Annotated in this window: 13 protein-coding genes; 3 read left to right on the top strand and 10 right to left on the bottom strand. The window is 61.9% G+C overall.

Annotated features, from left to right (window positions below):
* The first annotated feature begins 79 nt into the window (after positions 1–79).
* A complete protein-coding gene (locus OOZ53_RS23715; RefSeq protein WP_271092253.1) occupies positions 80–379 on the top strand; it encodes a hypothetical protein in 300 nt (99 codons plus the stop codon).
* 149 nt (positions 380–528) lie between these two features.
* A complete protein-coding gene (gene pap / locus OOZ53_RS23710) occupies positions 529–2,103 on the top strand; it encodes a polyphosphate:AMP phosphotransferase (protein ID WP_271092252.1) in 1,575 nt (524 codons plus the stop codon).
* Positions 2,104–2,116: 13 nt separating this feature from the next.
* Here pap and OOZ53_RS23705 read toward each other — a convergent pair whose 3' ends face one another.
* Positions 2,117–4,618: a tetratricopeptide repeat protein gene (locus OOZ53_RS23705; protein WP_271092250.1), complete on the bottom strand. Its 2,502-nt coding sequence runs from the start codon at positions 4,616–4,618 to the stop codon at positions 2,117–2,119.
* Between the two features lie 395 nt (positions 4,619–5,013).
* Between OOZ53_RS23705 and OOZ53_RS23700 the strand changes: the two genes are divergently transcribed.
* Positions 5,014–6,852 (top strand): hypothetical protein, encoded by a 1,839-nt coding sequence (locus OOZ53_RS23700; protein WP_271092249.1) that lies wholly within the window; start codon positions 5,014–5,016, stop codon positions 6,850–6,852.
* A 12-nt stretch (positions 6,853–6,864) separates the two neighbouring features.
* Here the strand turns inward: OOZ53_RS23700 and OOZ53_RS23695 are convergent, their stop codons facing one another.
* From OOZ53_RS23695 to OOZ53_RS23655, 9 genes are all read right to left on the bottom strand, one after another.
* The gene (locus tag OOZ53_RS23695) at positions 6,865–7,698 is read right to left on the bottom strand and encodes a methyltransferase (protein ID WP_271092247.1); all 834 of its coding nucleotides are present in this window, start codon (positions 7,696–7,698) and stop codon (positions 6,865–6,867) included.
* Positions 7,699–7,751: 53 nt separating this feature from the next.
* A complete protein-coding gene (locus tag OOZ53_RS23690) occupies positions 7,752–9,047 on the bottom strand; it encodes a twitch domain-containing radical SAM protein (protein ID WP_271092246.1) in 1,296 nt (431 codons plus the stop codon).
* Between the two features lie 146 nt (positions 9,048–9,193).
* Positions 9,194–10,225, bottom strand: a complete 1,032-nt coding sequence (locus OOZ53_RS23685) for a trans-3-hydroxy-L-proline dehydratase (protein ID WP_271092245.1) — start codon at positions 10,223–10,225, stop codon at positions 9,194–9,196.
* A 12-nt stretch (positions 10,226–10,237) separates the two neighbouring features.
* Complete coding sequence (locus OOZ53_RS23680) at positions 10,238–11,239, bottom strand: 4-hydroxyproline epimerase (protein ID WP_271092244.1); 1,002 nt, start codon at positions 11,237–11,239, stop codon at positions 10,238–10,240.
* Between the two features lie 21 nt (positions 11,240–11,260).
* The gene (locus tag OOZ53_RS23675; RefSeq protein WP_271092243.1) at positions 11,261–12,208 is read right to left on the bottom strand and encodes an ABC transporter permease; all 948 of its coding nucleotides are present in this window, start codon (positions 12,206–12,208) and stop codon (positions 11,261–11,263) included.
* A complete protein-coding gene (locus OOZ53_RS23670; RefSeq protein ID WP_271092242.1) occupies positions 12,205–13,764 on the bottom strand; it encodes a sugar ABC transporter ATP-binding protein in 1,560 nt (519 codons plus the stop codon). The genes OOZ53_RS23675 and OOZ53_RS23670 overlap by 4 nt, the downstream gene beginning before the upstream one ends.
* Before the next feature lie 14 nt (positions 13,765–13,778).
* Positions 13,779–15,491: a hydantoinase B/oxoprolinase family protein gene (locus tag OOZ53_RS23665; protein WP_271092241.1), complete on the bottom strand. Its 1,713-nt coding sequence runs from the start codon at positions 15,489–15,491 to the stop codon at positions 13,779–13,781.
* Entirely contained in the window at positions 15,488–17,521 is a 2,034-nt protein-coding gene (locus OOZ53_RS23660) for a hydantoinase/oxoprolinase family protein (RefSeq protein WP_271092240.1), read from the bottom strand. The genes OOZ53_RS23665 and OOZ53_RS23660 overlap by 4 nt, the downstream gene beginning before the upstream one ends.
* 73 nt (positions 17,522–17,594) lie before the next feature.
* A complete protein-coding gene (locus tag OOZ53_RS23655; protein ID WP_271092239.1) occupies positions 17,595–18,596 on the bottom strand; it encodes a sugar ABC transporter substrate-binding protein in 1,002 nt (333 codons plus the stop codon).
* Positions 18,597–18,624 lie beyond the last annotated feature (28 nt).

Raw genomic sequence — 18,624 nt, 5'->3', positions numbered from 1 at the left:
AGGCTTCCCATTTGATCTGACGCAATGCGTTCAACGATGAACGCGCCCTAGAATCTGTCCAAAGGTACAGGAGGTATTCATGTCTGAATTTGCACGTTCAACCCTGTTTGCGGCGGCTCTGGCGTTCTGCACGGCATCCGTCTCTCCGGCGCTCTCTCAGTCCTCCGATCCGGCCTGGGTGGACGATCTCGGACTGCAGCTCCAGGCCGAACTGGAATGTGCCGTGAACTATTATCTCAATATGCGCGAAGGCGAGATCGGCACCAGCCGGTATTATGAGGCGCGCGTGCAATGCGTTGACGGTCGGATGTTCGACGCGTCGCGCACCGAGCCCGAGGAAAAGTTCACCATACGGCCCTGCGGCGTAGCGGTCTGCTGACGGTCCGTCACCATGACGACGCACGCGACGCTTGCGCAGCGCCGAAGAAACGGGTTCCGCTGCGATCCCGCCGGATTGTCATCGGCCGGACGGATCGGATAGTGTTGCGCCGGAATACAGTAGAAATGGCATGATACCAGGGATTTGACATGTTCGAGACCGCGGAACTGGGCCGGACGATCGCCAAGGCCGAATTCAAGCGGATGGCGCCCAATCTGCGGCAGGAGCTTCTTGAACTTCAGGACACGCTGCACAAGAGCAAGCTGTTTCCGGTCATTCTGGTTTTTGCCGGCGTGGACGGCGGCGGCAAGGGAGAGACCGTCAGCCTGCTCAACGCCTGGATGGATCCGCGCTGGCTGATCACGCGGGCCTATGACGGCGACGGGGATGGCGACTGGAGCCGGCCCGAATTCTGGAAATACTGGCGTGACCTGCCGCCGCGCGGACGCATCGGCATGTTCCTGAGCGCCTGGTATTCGCGTCCCATGCTCGACCGGGTGTTCGAGAGGACCGACGAGGCCACGTTTGTCAACCAGCTTGAGCGGATCGTCGGATTTGAAAGGGCGCTCGCCCGTGACGGTGCCCTGATCCTCAAATTCTGGATGCATCTGAGCCGCGACGCCCAGGAGAACAGGCTGAAAAACCTGGAGAACGACCCCCTGACGGCGGCCCGGGTTACCGAGCGGGACTGGGAGCATTGGCGTATCTACGACAGGTTCATCGGCGCGGCCGAACAACTTGTCTCGCGGACCAATCGCGGCATAGCGCCATGGACCGTTGTGGAAGGGACGGATGCGAACTACCGGGCGGTGACCGTGTCGACGATCCTGCGCGACGCCATCGCGCACCGGCTGGATGACATGGAGAGCAAGGGCGGAGCGAGCAAGAACGGGCCTGCCGCCAAGAAGAAATCCAAGGGCGGCAAGAACAAACACCGACAGGCAGCGGCGGCATCGGCCGCTGCCGGCAATGCCAGCGCCTACCAGGATGCCAAATCGATCACCGTGCTGAGCGGGCTCGATATGGCCCAACGTCTGGAAAAACATCGCTACAAGGAACGGCTGCTCGACCTTCAGGCGCGGCTGCATCGCCTGCACCTGTCAGCCAAGACAAAGGGTGTCTCGAGCGTCCTGTTGTTCGAAGGTCCCGACGCCGCCGGAAAGGGCGGCGCGATCCGGCGCATCAACGAAGCGCTTGACGCGCGCAACTACCAGGTACACGGGTTTTCCGCACCGACCGAGGAAGAACGGGCACAGCATTATCTGTGGCGTTTCTGGCGGCGCATCCCGCGCGCAGGACACGTCACGATCTTCGACCGGTCCTGGTACGGACGGGTGCTGGTCGAACGCGTCGAGGGCTTTGCCACCGAGGACGAATGGCGGCGTGCCTACGCCGAGATCAACGATTTCGAGGAGCAGCTCAACGACGCCAGTACGGTTCTCGTCAAGTACTGGATACACATCACCGAGGACGAGCAGCTCGCCCGATTCAAGCTGCGGGAGAAGACGCCGTACAAGCGTTGGAAACTGACGGACGAAGACTGGCGCAACAGGGACCGCTGGGACGATTATGAAGAGGCGGTCAACGACATGGTGCAGTACACCAGCACCTCGGCGGCGCCGTGGACGCTGGTCGAAGGCAATGACAAGCGCTTTGCACGTATCAGGGTGCTGGAGACCTATTGTCAGAGGCTGGCAACAGTTCTGGGCGAATCCCAGGACTGAAACGGAACCGCGCCTATTCCGGTATGCCCAGCGCCGCAACGCGCTCCAGAAGCGGCTCCATGAATTCCGGCTTCATGCCGGAAAACATGACGCCCAATTTTCTGCAGTTCATATCGGGGCGTTTTTCCAGCGCCATTCTGACAGATTGGCGTGCTTCCTCCAGCCGGCCCTGCTGGCTCAATATGATGGCAAGGAATAAATGACCGATCATCTCGCCGCTGCCGACCTCCACGGCCTGCTGCATCAGTTCCTCGGCCTTCTGTAAACGGCCGAGAGCAAAGTATGCGGCCGCCTTGACGGTCAGTTTGAAGACGAGCCCCTGGTTGTATTTGCCGAGTTTGAGCGAGAGTTCGATGATCGGCAGCACCTCGGCGGGCTTGCCGGCCCAAAGCATGGCGATTGCCAGCCAAAGATGCGCCGATGACGAACTGGGATTGAGTGAAACGGCGGTTTCGGCTTCTCTGACGGCCGGAGCGATTCGACGGGCGAACAGGTAGGCCCGGGCCAGGGATTCATGCGCGTAGCTGCTGCCCGGATCCAACGACACCGCGCGGCGGGCCAGGTTCACCGCGTCCTCCATTTCGCCCTCGCTCCATTCGTTCCAGCCGAAAAAGAAAGAGCGGATCTTGATTTGCGTGAGCAGTGCATGGGGTGCTGCATAGCCCGGCATCTTCTCGACTGCCCGGAGCGCCAGTTCGCGGGCGGCCTCGTTGTCCTCCCTTGTCATCTGGGACATATGCCAGCGCGCCCGCATGACCAGTCCCCAGCAGTCGGGGTCTTCCGAGCTGGCGCGCATCGCATTGTCCTGCTCGTTGCGGTCGACCTCCGTATCGATGCTTGCAGCGATGGTGTTCGCGATGATGTCCTCGTTCGTCAGAAGATCGTCGACCCCGGAATCGAAACGGTATTTTTCAGACCAAACCTCATTGCCGGACTCCGTCTCGATCAGGCGAATGGAGACCTGAATATTGTCCTCCACCTTCCTGACGGAGCCGCAGGCCACATAGTGTGCATCAAGTTCACGGCCCGCCGTCCGCGGATCGATATCGCCGCTGCGATAGGATCGCATCGCCGAGCGCGCCACGGTGGTGAACCAGTCGATCCGAGACAGGTCGGATATGATCCCGTCGGTCACACCATCGGCGATCTGTTCCAGGGCCTGCTGATCATTCGAACACAGAAGGGGAAGCACCGCCACGACCCTTTTCGGCGGGCGATTGAGCGGCTGTCCGGGCGCCGCGGCAGATTGTGGCTTGCCAATCGCCTCCGTACCCGCGCCGACAACGGACGAATAGCTTCCCTCATAAAGGTTCTGGATTGCGAATTCGGGACCGTGCCTCGGCCAGTCGAACTCATGCAACGCAAGGTAATCCTTCAGATTGAATGCCGCGTAGAGGAACCCGAGCGCCCGTGACACGTCGTCCCGGCGCTGATGGGAAACCGCCAGGCCGGCGGCAATCCGGGCGAGCATGTACTGGCTTTCCAGAAAGGACAGGCGGTTCGGCTCGTGACGGTCGATCCAGTGCCGTGGTTTGTCGCGGAACTCGCGCACGAGCTGGAGGATGCCGATATCCTCGCCGACGAGTCCGGCATCCCTCGGCCCCTGCGAACCACGCCGCAGGTTCTGCATGATGGTCTTCCAGTGCCGCGGCCTTATCGCTTCGCGCGAGGTGAGAAGATAGTCCAGCTCGAACATTGCGTGATCGTAAAACAGGAACCCGTCGTCGCGGTAGAAATCGAGGTCGATCAGATAGTAGTTCGGATCGATTTCCGCCTGTTTGGTGACCAGCACATTCTTGCCGTGCAGATCGCCGTGCTGGTTGCCCCGGATTGCCCTCAAGTGTGCGGTGTCGGGCAATGATACAAGGCCGACGGCGAATGCCAGCGGATTGGGCAGCCAGTCACCGTCGAACAGCAATGTCGGCGCGCTAGCGTTCAGCGAGCATTTCGATTCGATGAAGTCGTGGATACGGCTGCCGCTCTCCCGGTGAATCCGGTAATCCAGCCATTGGCTGAGCAGGTCTTGCGGCAGGAGCATGTCCGGCTCGAGGCTGTAATTCGCGTTCCAGCGTTCAAGCAGGTCGTCGGAAAGACGGACCGCCGTTTCAAGTTGCGGGCCATAGGAGCAAGCGCTCCACGGCAAGGCATATTCGAGACCGCGGCCAGCGATGGTGGTCAGGGCCGCCACCTTGTCCGCCTCGGTCACCGCGCAAACGAGCTTGGGCAGGTAGTGCGCGGCGTAATCGGGTGCGACTTCTATGGCCCTGCGATGCCGCTCATGTTCCAGCGCCTCGGCGCGGCGAGCACTCTGAGCCCGGTCCAGTTTCAATATCGCCAGCCCGGTAAATTTCTCGCTCGTCACATCGGCAACCATTACGTGGGCACCGGACTTGCCCTCGCTAATGAGCCGATGCAGGAAAATCCGGCTGTCTCCGCCAAGCTCGGCAAGCAGCAAGCCCTCGAGCGCCGTGAAGTCTTCAGGCCATGGAATCCTTGAATTCGGGTTTGACTGCATGGAGTCAGGCAATTCCTTTCGGTGTATGAGTGCCGGACACCGCCGGGCTTCCGGCCAGGTGCAAGGCAAGCTGCGTTCTCACTCTATGGTAGGTGTGCGACAAGGCTGAAACAAGGATTAGGCTGTGGTGACGATTTAACTTATGTGCCGGTTTGTCCAGATTTGTTCAGTGATCTGGCGCGGCGCGCCGGTCATCGGAAGCGGCGGGTGAGCAGGAAAAAGCGCGCAAGTGAGCAACCGCAATCATTCATTTGCACACAGAAACAGATTATGCATTTGTTTTTCCGCAGATTTGAGATTAACCGTCCGAACGTAAATCATACGATCGCACACGGAATATTATGAACCACGACCGAGCCATATTATCAGCGGTCATCGTTGGATATTCGCGATTGATGCGGGTCGATTCGGCCCGCACCAGAAAAGCCGTCGACGCTATCAACCGCGATCTGGTCCAGGCCAGCCTGGCCGCTCACCAAGGCCGCCAGCTCCGCGAACTAGAAGGCCGGGCCGTCCTTGAGTTTCCGGACACACGGAACGCCGTGCTCTTCGCCGTGACGATGCAGCTTGCCCTTCTGGCAAGAAACAAGAACATACGTACGGACCGGCAAATCCAGTTCCGTATCGGCATAGACAAAGTTCAGCAGGAAGGGCTCGAAGCCGCCGAGCAGATCGCCTACGGTCTGATGGAACTGGCCGAACCCGGTGGCATCTGCATCTCCGAAACCGTCAGGAACGAGGCGTCATCCGGTCTGGATCTGACGATCGAGCCGGTGGGTTCGGCGATGCTCAATGCCATTCCCGACACGACGTCCGCCTACGAAATCATACTCAATGAAAAATCCCGCAGTGCTGCGGTTGACGGGCAGCAACGGGACAAGCAGCCAATGCGCGTGATCCTCACTGCCGGCCTTGCGGCGGTGGTGCTGGCGGCGATTGTGGTCGTTGCCGGGATCTGGATCTGGGGCGGCGAGCGGTCATCGCGCGTTACCACCGCTTCCCAAACGCAACTGTTCGACCGGCCATCCATTGCCGTTCTCCCCTTCGATAGCGTGACGACGAACCCGGAGGGCGCGATGTTCGCGCATGGCATCACGGTATCGATCATCTCGGCATTGTCCGAAGTTCCGCAGATCGCCGTCATTTCGTCGAGCGCCGCCTTCGCGGTCGCTGAACAATCGCAGGCGCCGCAAGCCGCAGGCGCGGAACTGGGCGTGGAATATGTGCTGACCGGATCGGTTCAGCTCAGGGACAACCAGATACGAGTGATCGCCGAGCTTTCAGACGTGCAGACCGGTGAATCCCTGTGGAGCGAGCGGTTTGACCGTAGCGAGAACGATGTCTTTGCCGTTCAGGACGAGATCACGTTGAGGGTGCTGGTTGCGCTTGAGGTCACGCTGTCGGACAGGCGTGAACTTGCGAGCCGCGGCGCGGGGACGACCGATGTGGATGCCTATCTCGGCCTCATGAAGGCGCAGAAAGCCTTCCAGAACTATACGAAGGATTCGATGATCGAGGCCCGCCGCCTGCTGAAACAGGTGCGCGAACGCGATCCGGACTATTACCATGCGCTGATCCTGGAGGCGCGGACCCACACGTTCGATGCGCAATGGGGTTTTTCGGACGACAAGCTTGCCTCGCTTGAAGCGGCGACGGAACTGCTTCGGGAAGCCTCGCTTCTGGACGGCAACCTTACGGACGCGGAAAATGCCGAACTGAACATTGCGCAAGCCTATATCGACCAGATTGCCGGCAAATATGAAAACGCCCTTTCGCTGGCCCTTTCGGCAGCGCGGAACAGCCCGAACAATTCGGAACTGCTGGCGACCGCCGGCTGGGTTGCCTCGTTCGACCGGGATTACGACCGCTCCATCAGCCTGTTGAAGAACGCGATCGCGCTCAATCCGGTCTATCCGAGCTGGTACGCCAATTTCATTTCCCGCGACTTTACGTTCAAGGGGCAGTTCGAGGAGGCAATCGCGTGGTCAAAAACCGGTGTTGAGCGCGCCGAAAACGACCACCGGCGCGCATGGGCGCTGGTCAACCAGGCCTTTGCCTATGCCGAGGCCGGCAGAACCGATGATGCCGAAGCCGCCGGCGCAGCGGCGTTGCAGGCCTGGCCGGACATTTCGATCGACACGCTGAAGAAGGCGCAGCCATTCCGCTTCGAGGAGGACTGGCTGAAGTTCGAGCAGGCAATGAGGATTGCAGGCATCGACGGCGGCTCCGGCTGATATCAACTGTCGTCAATCCGTCCGGCGCGCCAGAACAAGATGTCCGGGCACCGGCTCGCCATCCTCCAAACGCACCGCGATTTGCTGCAGCTCGATCAGGCTAAAACCGTTTTGCTCCAACACGCTGCGGAGATAGCTCAGCGCGTGCGCGAAACGCTGCCGCTGCCCGACCTTGTAGTCCTTTCCGCCAAATGCCGCATTGTCGAGCGTTTCGGTCGAAAAGCCGAAATGCCCGGACGGATTCAAACGTTTGGCCGCCGCCGAAACGATGGGCTCAATGGCGCCCAGATAGGGAAATACGTCGGTCGCGACAATCAGGTCCCAGTTTGGCCGGTGCCCGTCGTCATCCTCGAATTCCTCGAGAAACCCGACGGCCTCCCCGACATAGAGATCGTCATATATCTCCCGGTCAAAGGCCAGCTCGACGATCCGTTCGGAAAGATCCACGCCGGTCAGGTGGCCGGCCACATCCCGCAGGGCCAGCCCCGCAAGGCCGGTCCCGCAACCGAGATCCAGCACATGGGCGAAGCGGCGGTCGCCATGCGCGCGCAGCACTTCACGCAACTGCAAGGGCACGCAATATCGCAATTGTTCGACCAGAATGTCGTCGAAATCGTCGGCGTGCTGGTCGAAGAGCGTGGCGACATAGGCATCGGGCATCCTGTCCGGCGTTCCGCCGAGGCCCATCGCGGCAAGACGGATGGCAACGCCGCCGTGGTCCTGCGGATCGAGCGCAAGGACGCGCCGATAGGCCTCGGCCGCACCCTCCCGGTCGCCGGCCTTCTCGAGCGAAAGCCCCTGATTGTAGGCTTTCGCGACCGCCGCTTCGTCGAATTCGCTCACCATGTCCGTCTCAAAACAATTCACCTGCTATCGGTTCGCACCCCTGCGCTTAGGCTTCAGACCCGGCCGGGCAACAGCTTGTTGACCTTGCGCAACATCCGCGGCAGCTTCTTTTGCGACCGCCCGAGATAGGGTGCCAGCTCCGGAAGAAGGCCCAGGCTGTCCTCGCCGCGCAGCGTGTCGAGTTTCCGGGTCATCCTGGCAAATTTTTCAAACTGTGCCGACAGGTCACGGCCATTCATGTAATCGATGATGCCGCGCACCAGCCGAATATGATCATCGCGTCCCCGACCGGCCGGACCGGTCCGTTGCGCGATTGCCTCCACATAGGCTTCAAGGTCTTTTGACACCCGGCGCTTTTGCCAGGCGGGAAGAATCTGCGTGCTGTAGAATTCGGGCTCCTGAAGCGAGTGCAGGTAGATTGCGCCCGGCGGCGCACTGAATTCCCTCTCAAGCGCTTCCAGCAATTCGCGCAGGTTCCGTATGTTCAGCACCGAAACCGTCACACCGAATTCAAGGTCCACATGCGGACAGCTTTCGCGCAGCGTTTGAATGTTGGAGGCAAAAACCTCCCAATCAAAACCGTTGCGGACCATTGCGCCGAGGTCTCCCGTCGCGTCCACACTAGCGGCCACTTTGATGTTCGGGAACTTTCTCCACAGATCGAAAATCGATTGGCCGCGAAACGCGTTCACCGACATGTTGCTGTTATAGGCCAGCGCCACGTCCGTGCGCCCGCACCGGATCAGTTGCTCAAGCAGCGCGTAGTGTTCCGACATCATCAGCGGTTCACCGCCGGCAAAATATATTCGCTCGACGCCGTCAAGACCTGCACCGACCTGACCGATGAAATCGTCGACGTTCCTGAAGCTGTTGATCTCCGCCTTGTCGGCCATGGTGACGCCGATGGCCTTGCCGTCGGAATACCATCTGGAACTCGATCCGTGCCAGCAACTGCGGCACCTGAAATTGCAGAGATTGGAAAACCGAAGGTCGTAGGATACCGGATGCGGAGGCGCCTCCGGCACTTCGCCGGCACCGGCGTCATAACGCTCGATCCAGTGGGAAAACAGCCGATTGGATTCAAGCCGCAGACTCGCACCCTCATGGGTCTCCCGGTCGAAACATTTGCGGCAGGCCGGCAGCGGCCGACCTTCCAGAAATGCGTTGCGGATTTCCTCCAGCGCATTGCTGTTCCAGGCTTCGTTCAGCGAGGATTGCGACAGGTTCGCCACGTCTCCATCGAACTCGCAGCACGGCGAAATCGCGCCCGTCGTTGCGATGTGCTGATTGATCCAGGGAAGAATACAGAAACCGCGCGGCAGGTTCTGACTTTTGCTACCGTCTGCCATCGGGACGCCCAATATCCGGTTGTTTACGCAACAGGCGCCGATGTTGGCCCGCACGGGCGACAAATGCAACATATGGGCGGGTTTTCATGGGCGGCTCGAAGGCATCTGTACTACGGGCCGCAAGGCAGCCCGACGGGCATTCAATCTCAATCCCTAAGGCCCCAGGTATCGCTGATCCGATAGCCCTCCGGCCAGGGATCATCCGGATCGAGCATGTGTTGATGCGTGCCGGTGACCCAGGCCCGGCCGGTGATCTCGGGAACAATGGCCGGCTTTCCGCCCACCCGCGTCTCATCGGCGATCCTGCCGCGGAAAACCGAACCGATGATCGAGCGCGCCTCCAAGGCATCGCCGGCTTGCATGCGCCCGCGCGCATGCAGCACCGCCATGCGTGCCGATACGGCCGTCCCCGTCGGCGAGCGGTCGATCTTGCCGGGCCGGATGGCGACGGCGGACCGCGCGGCCAGGTCCGCATCCGTTTGTTCCAGCGGCCCGGCGAAGAGGCAAAAGGAGATATGGTCCCAACCGGGAAGCTCGGGATGGGAGAAGCCAAGCTGTTCATTGGCCGCCGCGGTAATGCGCACGCCAAGCTGCGCCAGCTCGCGGGCCTCTGATTCCACGAGACCAAACCCCAGCGCCTCGGCATCGACCATGACAAAACTGTCACCGCCGAATGCAGTATCGACATTGAGCGTTCCGAGACCCTCGACCTCCAGGTCTGCATCCAGCCGGGCAGCGAAGGAGGGCAGGTTCTGTACGGTGATGCTTTGCGCCTTTCCGTCCCGGCATTCGGCCCTCACCCGCACCAGACCGCCGGGCGCCTCCAGAACCATTTCCGTTACCGGTTCACGCATCGCAACGATCCCCGTATCGAAAAGCACGGTCGCAACGCAGATCGAATTCGAGCCCGACATGGGCGGTGTATCTTCGGGCTCCATGATGATGAAACCCATCACAGCGTCAGGATGTTTGGGCGGGACCAGCAGATTGACGTGCCGGAAGACGCCGCCGCGCGGCTCGTTGAGGACGAAATTGCGCAAGGTCCCGTCGGCCGCGATGAATTCGCGCTGCTGCCACAGCGTGTCGCCGGGTGGCGGCGCGACGCCGCCGACAATGACATCGCCCACCTCTCCCTCGGCATGGCAGCTGACGACGTGAACTACTTTTGTGGAGCGCATGGGTGCCTTCCGTCAGGTCACGACGAAGCCGTGCGCATAAGGATCGCGGTCGTCGATGAAGATCGTGCTGAAGCCGGTGACGCGCGCCCAGCCGCCTATGGAGGGAATGATCGCCTTGCGGCCGGCGACTTGCGTCTCCTCTTCGACCCGTCCGTTGAAGAGCGATCCGATGATGCTCTCATGCACGAAATCGCCGCCCACCGACAGGTTTCCCCGCGCATGTTCCAGCGCCATGCGGGCGGATGTGCCGGTCCCGCAGGGGGAGCGGTCCAGTGCCTTGTCGCCGTAAAAAACGGCATTGCGGGCATGGGCGCCGGGCGCATTCGGCTTGCCCGTCCACATGATATGAGACAGGCCCTGGATTTCGGGCTTCTCCGGATGGACGAAGGTGTATTTCGCATTCAGCGCCACCCGCAGTTTCGGGCTCCAGCCCACCAGTTCGGACGCGCTGTGTTCGGCCATGTCCGAGAACGCCTCCTGCGGCTCCACAATGGCGTAGAAATTGCCGCCATAGGCGACATCCACCGTGACCGTTCCCAATCCATCGATCTGCGCCGACAAGCCGGATTCATGGAAGAAGGATGGAACGTTGGTGATGCGCACTTCCTCGACGAACCGGCCTTCCTGCCGGTATTTCGCAACGACAAGGCCTGCCGGCGTGTCGAGGCGCAATTCACCGGGTGTGCGCGGTGAGACCAGGCCGTGTTCGATGGCCGTGGTCACCGTGCCGATGGTGCCGTGCCCGCACATCGGCAGGCAGCCGGACGTCTCGATGAACAGGATGCCGACATCGCAATCGTCGCGCGTCGGCGGATAGAGGATCGAGCCGGACATCTGGTCATGTCCGCGCGGCTCGAACATCAGGCCAGTGCGTATCCAGTCGAACTCGGCCAGAAAATGCGCCCGGCGCTCCAGCATCGTATCGCCTTGCAGGGGCGGCGCACCGCCGCTGACCACACGCACCGGATTGCCGCATGTGTGCCCATCGATGCACTGGAACGTGTGGTTCGCCATATCTGTCGTTTTCCACCTGCGCTAACGCCGCTGGCCCGAGGCGCTGATGCCGACGGCCGCGAGGATAATAAGGCCTGTGGTCAGATCGCGATAGAAGGGATCGGCATTGAGGATATTAAATCCGTTGTTGATCAATGCCAGCAGCAAAACGCCGGCGATGCTGCGCCAGACCGCGCCGGCGCCGCCGTAAATACTGGTTCCGCCGAGAATGACGGCGGCGATGGCCTGCAGTTCCATGCCGATCCCGGCACCGGGCTGGCCCATGGAGATGCGCGAAACCGAGATCGCCGCGGCCAGTCCCGCCGCCATGCCGGCAATGGCGAAGGTGGCGATCTTGATGCGGTCGGTGCGCACGCCCGAAAGGATCGCCGCTTCCTCGTTACCGCCCACCGAATAGACCTTGCGACCGAACGATGTGCGGTTCAGCGCGAAGGTCAGGATCACGGCGAAGGCGATCATGACGATGACGGCAATGAAGATGCCGCCGATCTTGTCGCGTCCGAGCCAGGTGAATTCGGCGATGCGTACCGGAATCAGCCGCCCGTCGGTGATCAGGATGGCAACACCCTTGAAGACCATGCTTGTGGCGATCGTCGCCAGGAAGGAGTGGATATTGAGCGTCGTGATGACAATGCCGTTCATTGTGCCGAGCGCCAGGCCGATGAACGGGGCGATGGCAAGCCCCAGGAACGGATCGACATTGAGCGCGATCCAAGCGGCCGAGACGCCGGCGACCGCGAAAATCGAGCCCACCGAAAGGTCGAAGCCGCCGCCGATAATGACCAGGGTCATGGCACTCGCCATGATGGCCAGCGGGGCGTTCTGGTTGAGGATGTTCTGTAGGTTCCGGAAAGTCAGGAAACTGTCGCTCATCAGGCTGAGCGCCACGATCAGCAGCGCGATCATGATGAGAACGGCGTAAGTCTGGAAGAACCGGGCTATACGGGCGGAAGAAAGCACGGATGTCACGGCGCGCTACCCCTTGATGTGTCGATATTGGGATCGTCCTGGTGGAAAAGCGTCCACAGCACGTCCTGCGTGGTCGCGTTGTCGGGATCGACTTCGCCCACAAGCGTTCCCTCGTGGACAAGATAGGCGCGGTGGGCGAGCCCGAGGACCTCCTCGATTTCCGAGGAGATCAGGAGCACACCGGCGCCCTTTTGGGCAAGATCGGCAATGGCCTCATGAATGCGCTGGCGAGCGCCGACATCGACGCCGCGGCTCGGCTCATCGAGGATGACCATGCCCGGATCGCGCATCAGCCATTTGCCGAGCAGAACCTTCTGCTGATTGCCGCCGGAATAGTGGGTGACATCGCCGTCGATACGGGCCGGCACGACCCGAAAATAGTCGATCAGCGCCTGAACGCGGCCACGCTCCAGCGCCGCGCGGATCACCCCTCCGGCCATGGTGAAATGTTTCAGATGCGGCAGCGTCATATTGGCGCGGACCGGCACGGTCATGACAAGGCCCTGCTTGCGACGGTCTTCCGGAACCATGACCATGCCGCGCTCGGCTGAACTGGCCGGCGTGCGGTTGGCATAGGGTATGCCGTTCAGGCGCACCTCGCCGCTGCTCGCGCTGTCGGCGCCGAAGATCGCGCGCACGATTTCGGTCCGTCCGCTGCCCACCAGGCCCATCAGCCCGACGATCTCGCCGGGGCGCACTTCGAGCGACACGTCGGAAACGCCCGTCGGCGCGCTGAGGCCATCGACCCAAAGCACGGGCTTTTCGCCGGCGAATTCCGAACGCACCTTTGCCGGATAGGGCGTTTCCGAGCGGCTGCCGCCGAGCATGGCGGACACCAGGGAGCCCTTGGTCTCGTCGGCCGCATCGGCGGTGCGCACCAGACTTCCGTCGCGCAAAACGGTCACGCGGTCGCAGACGCGAAGAATGTCGTCGAGAAAATGCGAGACATAGATGATCGTCGTTCCGGTTTCCTTCAGGCGCAGCATGGTCTCGTGCAGCCGCTCCGCCTCGTCCGCGGTCAGCGACGAGGTCGGCTCGTCCATAACGATGACCCGGGCCTCACGCGCCAGGGCGCGCATGATCTCGATCTTCTGCTGATCGGCTATGGAAAGGTCGGACGTGATCGCCGCCGGATCGAGCGCGAAGCCCGATGTGGCCATGACATCGGCCAACCGTACATTCTCGGTCTGCCTGAGAATGCCGTAACGTTCTTCTTCTATGCCAAGGAATACGTTCTGCGCGACCGACAGCGCCGGCACGAGCTGCAGTTCCTGATGCATCATGGCAATGCCGCGTTCAAGGGCGAGCGGCGGCGTCCAGGAACCGACCGTTTCCCCGAATACCTCGATGCTGCCGGCGCCGGCGGAGTAATATCCGCCAATGATCTTGCCGAGCGTCGACTTGCCGGCGCCGTTCTCGCCGACAAGGCCGTGGATCTCACCGGTCCCGATGTCGAGATCGATATCGGCAAGCACCGACACGCCGCCGAACGACTTGCCGATGCCGCGCAGGCGGATGCAGGGTTCGCCCCGGTCCGGAACCTCGTCAGCCGACATCGTTCTTCCCGGCTTCAGTCCGATTGGCGCGGTTGGGATGCGGTTTCGTCAACGCTCATGTCTCCGGCTATGCGAACACCATAGTCATTCCACGCCGCCTGAACAGAGACATAGCCCTGTCGGACGTCGGCGAGCACCTCATCGAATGGTCTTGCCTTCGGATTGCCATAGCCGCCACCGCCGCCCGTCCGGGTCTCGACGACCGTTCCGGCCGGAAACTCCCGCGCGCGCATCTTCAGCAGTTTCTCCGAGGTTCCGTCCGGGTGGGTGATGGTGTTTTCGGGGCCGGAACCGTCGGCGCCGCCCTCAAGGCCCCAGGCCGGCGTTCTGGAGCGTTCGAACCAGAGCGCGCTGAAGCAGTCCTCGAGCAGCTTGTAGGTCCGCACGACACCGCAGCCGCCGCGCCAGCGACCGGGTCCGCCGGAGTCGCGGCGAATGGAGAACTCCTCGATACGCACCGGGAACTTGGTCTCATAGACCTCGGCCGGAATATTGCGGAACCCGCCATTGACGAGGTTGACGAGCGCCGACTGGCCGTCGCTGCCGACGCCGCCGCCCCAGCCGCCGGCCGTCGGCTCGACCGAGATCCACTGACCGCGCTTTTCGTCCATCGAGAAGAACGCCGCGACCATGGAATCACCATAATGCGCGGCTTTCGCCTTGTCCGGCATCGCTTCGCTCATGCAGGAGATCATCAGGTCGGCGAGCAGTCCGAGACCGGTGAAATACCATTCGCAGGCCGCCGGTTCGCGGGCATTGAACAGGCAGTCGTCGGGAATTTTGACCGTCATCGTCTCGAACGAGCCGCCGGTGATGGCGCGGTCGGGATTGATCATCGTCTTGTAGGCAAGGCGTAAAAGCGACTTGGTCTGCACCGCGCCGCAATTGATCGAACCGAGCACCGGCCCGGACGTTCCTTCAAGGTCGATAATCATGCGCTCGCCATCGATGGTCATGGACATGGCGATCTTGACGGGTTCGTCGCCGACGCCGTCATCGTCCAGATAGCCCTCGCGCGCATAGGTGCCGTCCTTGAGGGCCGCGATCGCCTCGCGGTCGAGGCGGCGCGCCTGTTCGAAAATATTCTCGCAGGCGCTCTTGTAGGTCTCGATGCCGATCCGGTCGAGAAGCTGGCCGAGACGGCGCTCGCCCGTCCGGATCGAGGCGATCTGGGCATTCAGATCGCCGATCGACATATCAGGCATGCGGGTGTTGCGCCGCAGAAGATCGTACCATTCCTCGATCGGCTCGAACTTGCGCATGATGCGGGTCGGTCCGAGGCGAATGCCCTCGTGATAGATCGAGGTGGAGCCCATGGTCGAGCCCGGATCGATGGCGCCGATATCGTTCCAGTGGGCGCGCGCGGCGCCGAAGCCGACCAGCGTGCCCTCGTGGAAGATCGGGCCGACGGCGGTGATGTCGTGCAGATGGGTGCCCTGCAGGTAGCTGTCATTGATGAGGAAGATGTCGCCCTGCGCCATGTCGTCGCCATAGCGCTCCTTGACGAGATGCACGCAGGCGTCAATCGCGCCGATGAACAGCGGCACGCCCGTCGACTGGCCAAGCATGTTGCCGTCGACATCCAGAAGCGCGACCGCGCTGTCGCGGCCCTCGTAGATGATGGCCGAGAATGCGGAGCGCCACAGGGACGCGTTCATGTCCTCGGCGCAGGAGATGACGAAATTGCGCACCACTTCCGTGGTGATCGGATCGGCCTTGGCGCTCATTGTGCATTCTCCGTTCTTTTCACCGAAAGATGTCCGCCGGCAATGACTTCGGCCTGCCAGCCGGGCGGCACGAGGGTGGTCGCGGTGCCTTCCTCGATGATGGCGGGTCCGGGCGTTACCGAACCGGGCGCAAGACCGGCGCGGTCGACAATGGCCGTTTCCTGTTCCTGGCCGCTGAAATAAACCATGCGCGAACGGGCCGGGGCCGGCTCGGACGGTTCGGGATCGGCGGTGTCCGGCCGGTCGAGCTTGCCGATCGCAGCCACACGGATATTGGCGATTTCGACGCGTCCTTCGGGGCTCGAATGGCCGTATTGCCGGTCATAGGCGGCGTCGAAGTCGCTGCGGGCCGCACCCATGTCGATCGTGCCGGGCGGGACCGGAATCGTGAGCACGTATTCCTGGCCGTGGTAGCGGAAATCGGCGCTGCGCTCGAATTCGATCGCTGTTTCGCCCACGCCCTCTTCGATGAGATAGGCACGCCCTTCGGCTTCAAGCCTTGCGAAACGGGCCTCCAGATCGTCCTTCTCGACCTGGTCCCAGAAACCATAGAAGGTCTCCTTGAAGTCGTGCCGGACATCGGTCTGCAGCATGCCCCAGGCGGAAAACGCGCCCGGATGCACGGGTATGATCACCTCGCCGATTTCCAGTTCCTCGGCCAGCGCCGCGGCCTGGGCCGGGCCTGCGCCGCCGAAAGCAAGCAGCGAGAAGTCGCGCGGATCGATGCCGCGCCGGATGGTGATGGTGCGGATGGCATCGGCCATCTTGGCATTGATGATATCGATGATGCCCTGCGCCATCTGCTGCGGCTCCATGCCGAACTGCGCGCCGAGCGCCCCGACGGCTTTTTCCGCCAGTGCCCGGTCGAGACTGATGTCACCGCTCGAGAAATTGGCGCTGTCGAGCCGTCCCAGCACAAGATTGGCGTCGCTGACGGTCGGGTCGCTGCCGCCGAGCCCGTAGCAGGCCGGGCCGGGTTTCGATCCCGCCGATTGCGGGCCGACGCGAACGGCATCGGCCTCCGTCCAGGCGATGGACCCGCCGCCGGCTCCGATCACATGAATGTCGACGACCGATATCTGAACCGGCAGACCTTCCAGCCTTGTCTCGGTGGAGGCCGACGGCAGTCCGTCGATCACGAGACTTGCGTCAAAGGACGTGCCGCCCATATCGACGCAGATAAGATTCCTGCGTCCGGTCGTCTCGGCCAGAGCGCGTCCCCCGATGGCGCCGCCGACCGGGCCGGAGAGCAGGGTCTGCAGGGGCGTGCGGCTGGCCGAGGCCGCCGACATGACGCCGCCATTCGATTCCATCACGTGCAGAACCTGATCCGGCGGCAGTCGGTGCTGGAGTTCGCCGATAAGCGTTTCCAGGTAACGGTGCACGACCGGCGCCAGATAACCGTCCATCACCGTTGTCGATGTACGGTCGAATTCGCGCCATTCCGGCGAGACCCGGTGCGATACGGCGATGGAGACGCCCGGAAGACGTTCGCTGAGATAGGCCTCCGCCTCGAGTTCGTGCCGGGGATTGCGGAAGGCGAAAAGGAAGCAGATGGCAATCGCCTCGTAACCGTTCTTCCGCGCCGCCTCGACCAGTTCGTCGAGACCGGCCGTGTCCAGCGGCGTGACAATCTCGCCCTCGGCGGAAATGCGCTCGCGCACTGTGTAAGTATGTTCGAGTGTCGCCAGCGGCTCCGGCTTGTTCCAGCGGATCGAGAAGATCTCGCCGCGGTCATTGCCCTGGATGGTGTAGATGTCGCGGAAATTCTCCGTGGTCAGCAGCGCCACCTTGGCGCCGCGGCGGGTCAGGAGGGCGTTCAGGCCGACGGTCGTGCCGTGCACGAAGAAGTCGATCTCGGCATCTGCCGGAACGGCGCTGTTGATACCTTCGATGACGGCAAGCGCCGGATTTTCGGGCGTCGACAGGACTTTCGTGGCGCCGCAGACGCCGCTTTCCCGGTCCTGATAGACAATATCGGTGAACGTTCCGCCGATGTCGGCGGAAATACGGTAGCTGTTGCTGGTCACGGGATGTGTTCCGTCTGTTTAGGAATGTTGGGGCGGAGGGCACACGCCCTCCGCCGGGGTTCGCATTGCGATCCTACTGTTCCCACTCGCCGACGAAGTCGGGGCTGGCATCCAGTTCTTTCTTGGTGATGATGAACGGCATCGGGCCGACCTCATCCATATTGACCGATGAAGGCACATCCTCGCCTTTCAGCTTCTTGACGACGATGTCGAGCGCCATCGAGCCCATGGTCTTGGGGAAATAGGCAAGCGTTGCGTCCCAACGGCCCTCGCGGATCGCGGTGATCGCGATATTGGCCGCGCCGCCACCGGAAAGATAAAGATCCGGAACCGTGTAGCCTGCCGCCTCAAGCGCGATTTCGGCGCCGACGAGATGCTGGTCGGCATTCGACAGGACGACATGCACATCGGAGTTGGACTGCAGGATATCCGTCATCGCCGTCAGCGACACGTCGGGGCTGTAGCTGCCCTCGCCCGTCGCGACGACCTTGATGTTGTCATGCGCGTCGAGCACTTCGCGGAAGGCCTCGTAGCGCAGATTGTCGAACGGGAATATCAGTTGCCCGATAATGATGACCACGTTGCAGGGATCGCGGTCCTTGCAATGGTCGACGACCGCCTGGGCCTGTGCCTTGGCGCCATCGGCCGGCGGGGACGCCACGGTCGATGTCAGGCCTTCGACCTGCGGATCGAGCGTCGTCAGGTCCGGGCCGATCGGAAACAGGGTGGAAACCACCGGTTTTCCGGCTGCAACAAGCTGCTCGACAGCGCCGGCAATGCCGACCGTGTCGTTCGCCATGACCACATAGCCGTCGAACTTGCCGCTCGCCAGCACGTCCTCGATCTGGCTGTATTGATGCGCGGCGTTGAACTGACCGTCATAGATCTCGGTCGTTACATTGCCGAGTTCCTTGGCCTTTTCCTCGATGCCTTCGTAGATCGCCTGGTTGAAACCGTTCTGTGACGATGCCGCGAAGAACGCGATGTTGTAGTCCTCTGCCTGGCTCGCGCCCGCATAAAGGCCCGCCGCCGCGAGGCCGGCGGCAAAAACCGTCATTTTGAATTTGCTGATCACTGCTTCCTCCCTTTGCCCGTCCAAATTG

The organism is Allohoeflea poritis, from assembly GCF_027889715.1.
In the GTDB taxonomy this organism is placed as follows: domain Bacteria; phylum Pseudomonadota; class Alphaproteobacteria; order Rhizobiales; family Rhizobiaceae; genus Hoeflea_A; species Hoeflea_A poritis.
The sequence above is the reverse complement of the archived record's forward strand: the minus strand, read 5'-3'. Positions and strand labels throughout refer to the sequence as shown.

Coding starts and splice junctions, on each gene's coding strand:
- OOZ53_RS23715 (WP_271092253.1), top strand. CDS start 80: ATGTCTGAATTTGCACGTTCAACCCTGTTTGCGGCGGCTCTGGCGTTC.
- pap (WP_271092252.1), top strand. CDS start 529: ATGTTCGAGACCGCGGAACTGGGCCGGACGATCGCCAAGGCCGAATTC.
- OOZ53_RS23705 (WP_271092250.1), bottom strand. CDS start 4,618: ATGCAGTCAAACCCGAATTCAAGGATTCCATGGCCTGAAGACTTCACG.
- OOZ53_RS23700 (WP_271092249.1), top strand. CDS start 5,014: ATGCGGGTCGATTCGGCCCGCACCAGAAAAGCCGTCGACGCTATCAAC.
- OOZ53_RS23695 (WP_271092247.1), bottom strand. CDS start 7,698: ATGGTGAGCGAATTCGACGAAGCGGCGGTCGCGAAAGCCTACAATCAG.
- OOZ53_RS23690 (WP_271092246.1), bottom strand. CDS start 9,047: ATGGCAGACGGTAGCAAAAGTCAGAACCTGCCGCGCGGTTTCTGTATT.
- OOZ53_RS23685 (WP_271092245.1), bottom strand. CDS start 10,225: ATGCGCTCCACAAAAGTAGTTCACGTCGTCAGCTGCCATGCCGAGGGA.
- OOZ53_RS23680 (WP_271092244.1), bottom strand. CDS start 11,239: ATGGCGAACCACACGTTCCAGTGCATCGATGGGCACACATGCGGCAAT.
- OOZ53_RS23670 (WP_271092242.1), bottom strand. CDS start 13,764: ATGTCGGCTGACGAGGTTCCGGACCGGGGCGAACCCTGCATCCGCCTG.
- OOZ53_RS23665 (WP_271092241.1), bottom strand. CDS start 15,491: ATGAGCGCCAAGGCCGATCCGATCACCACGGAAGTGGTGCGCAATTTC.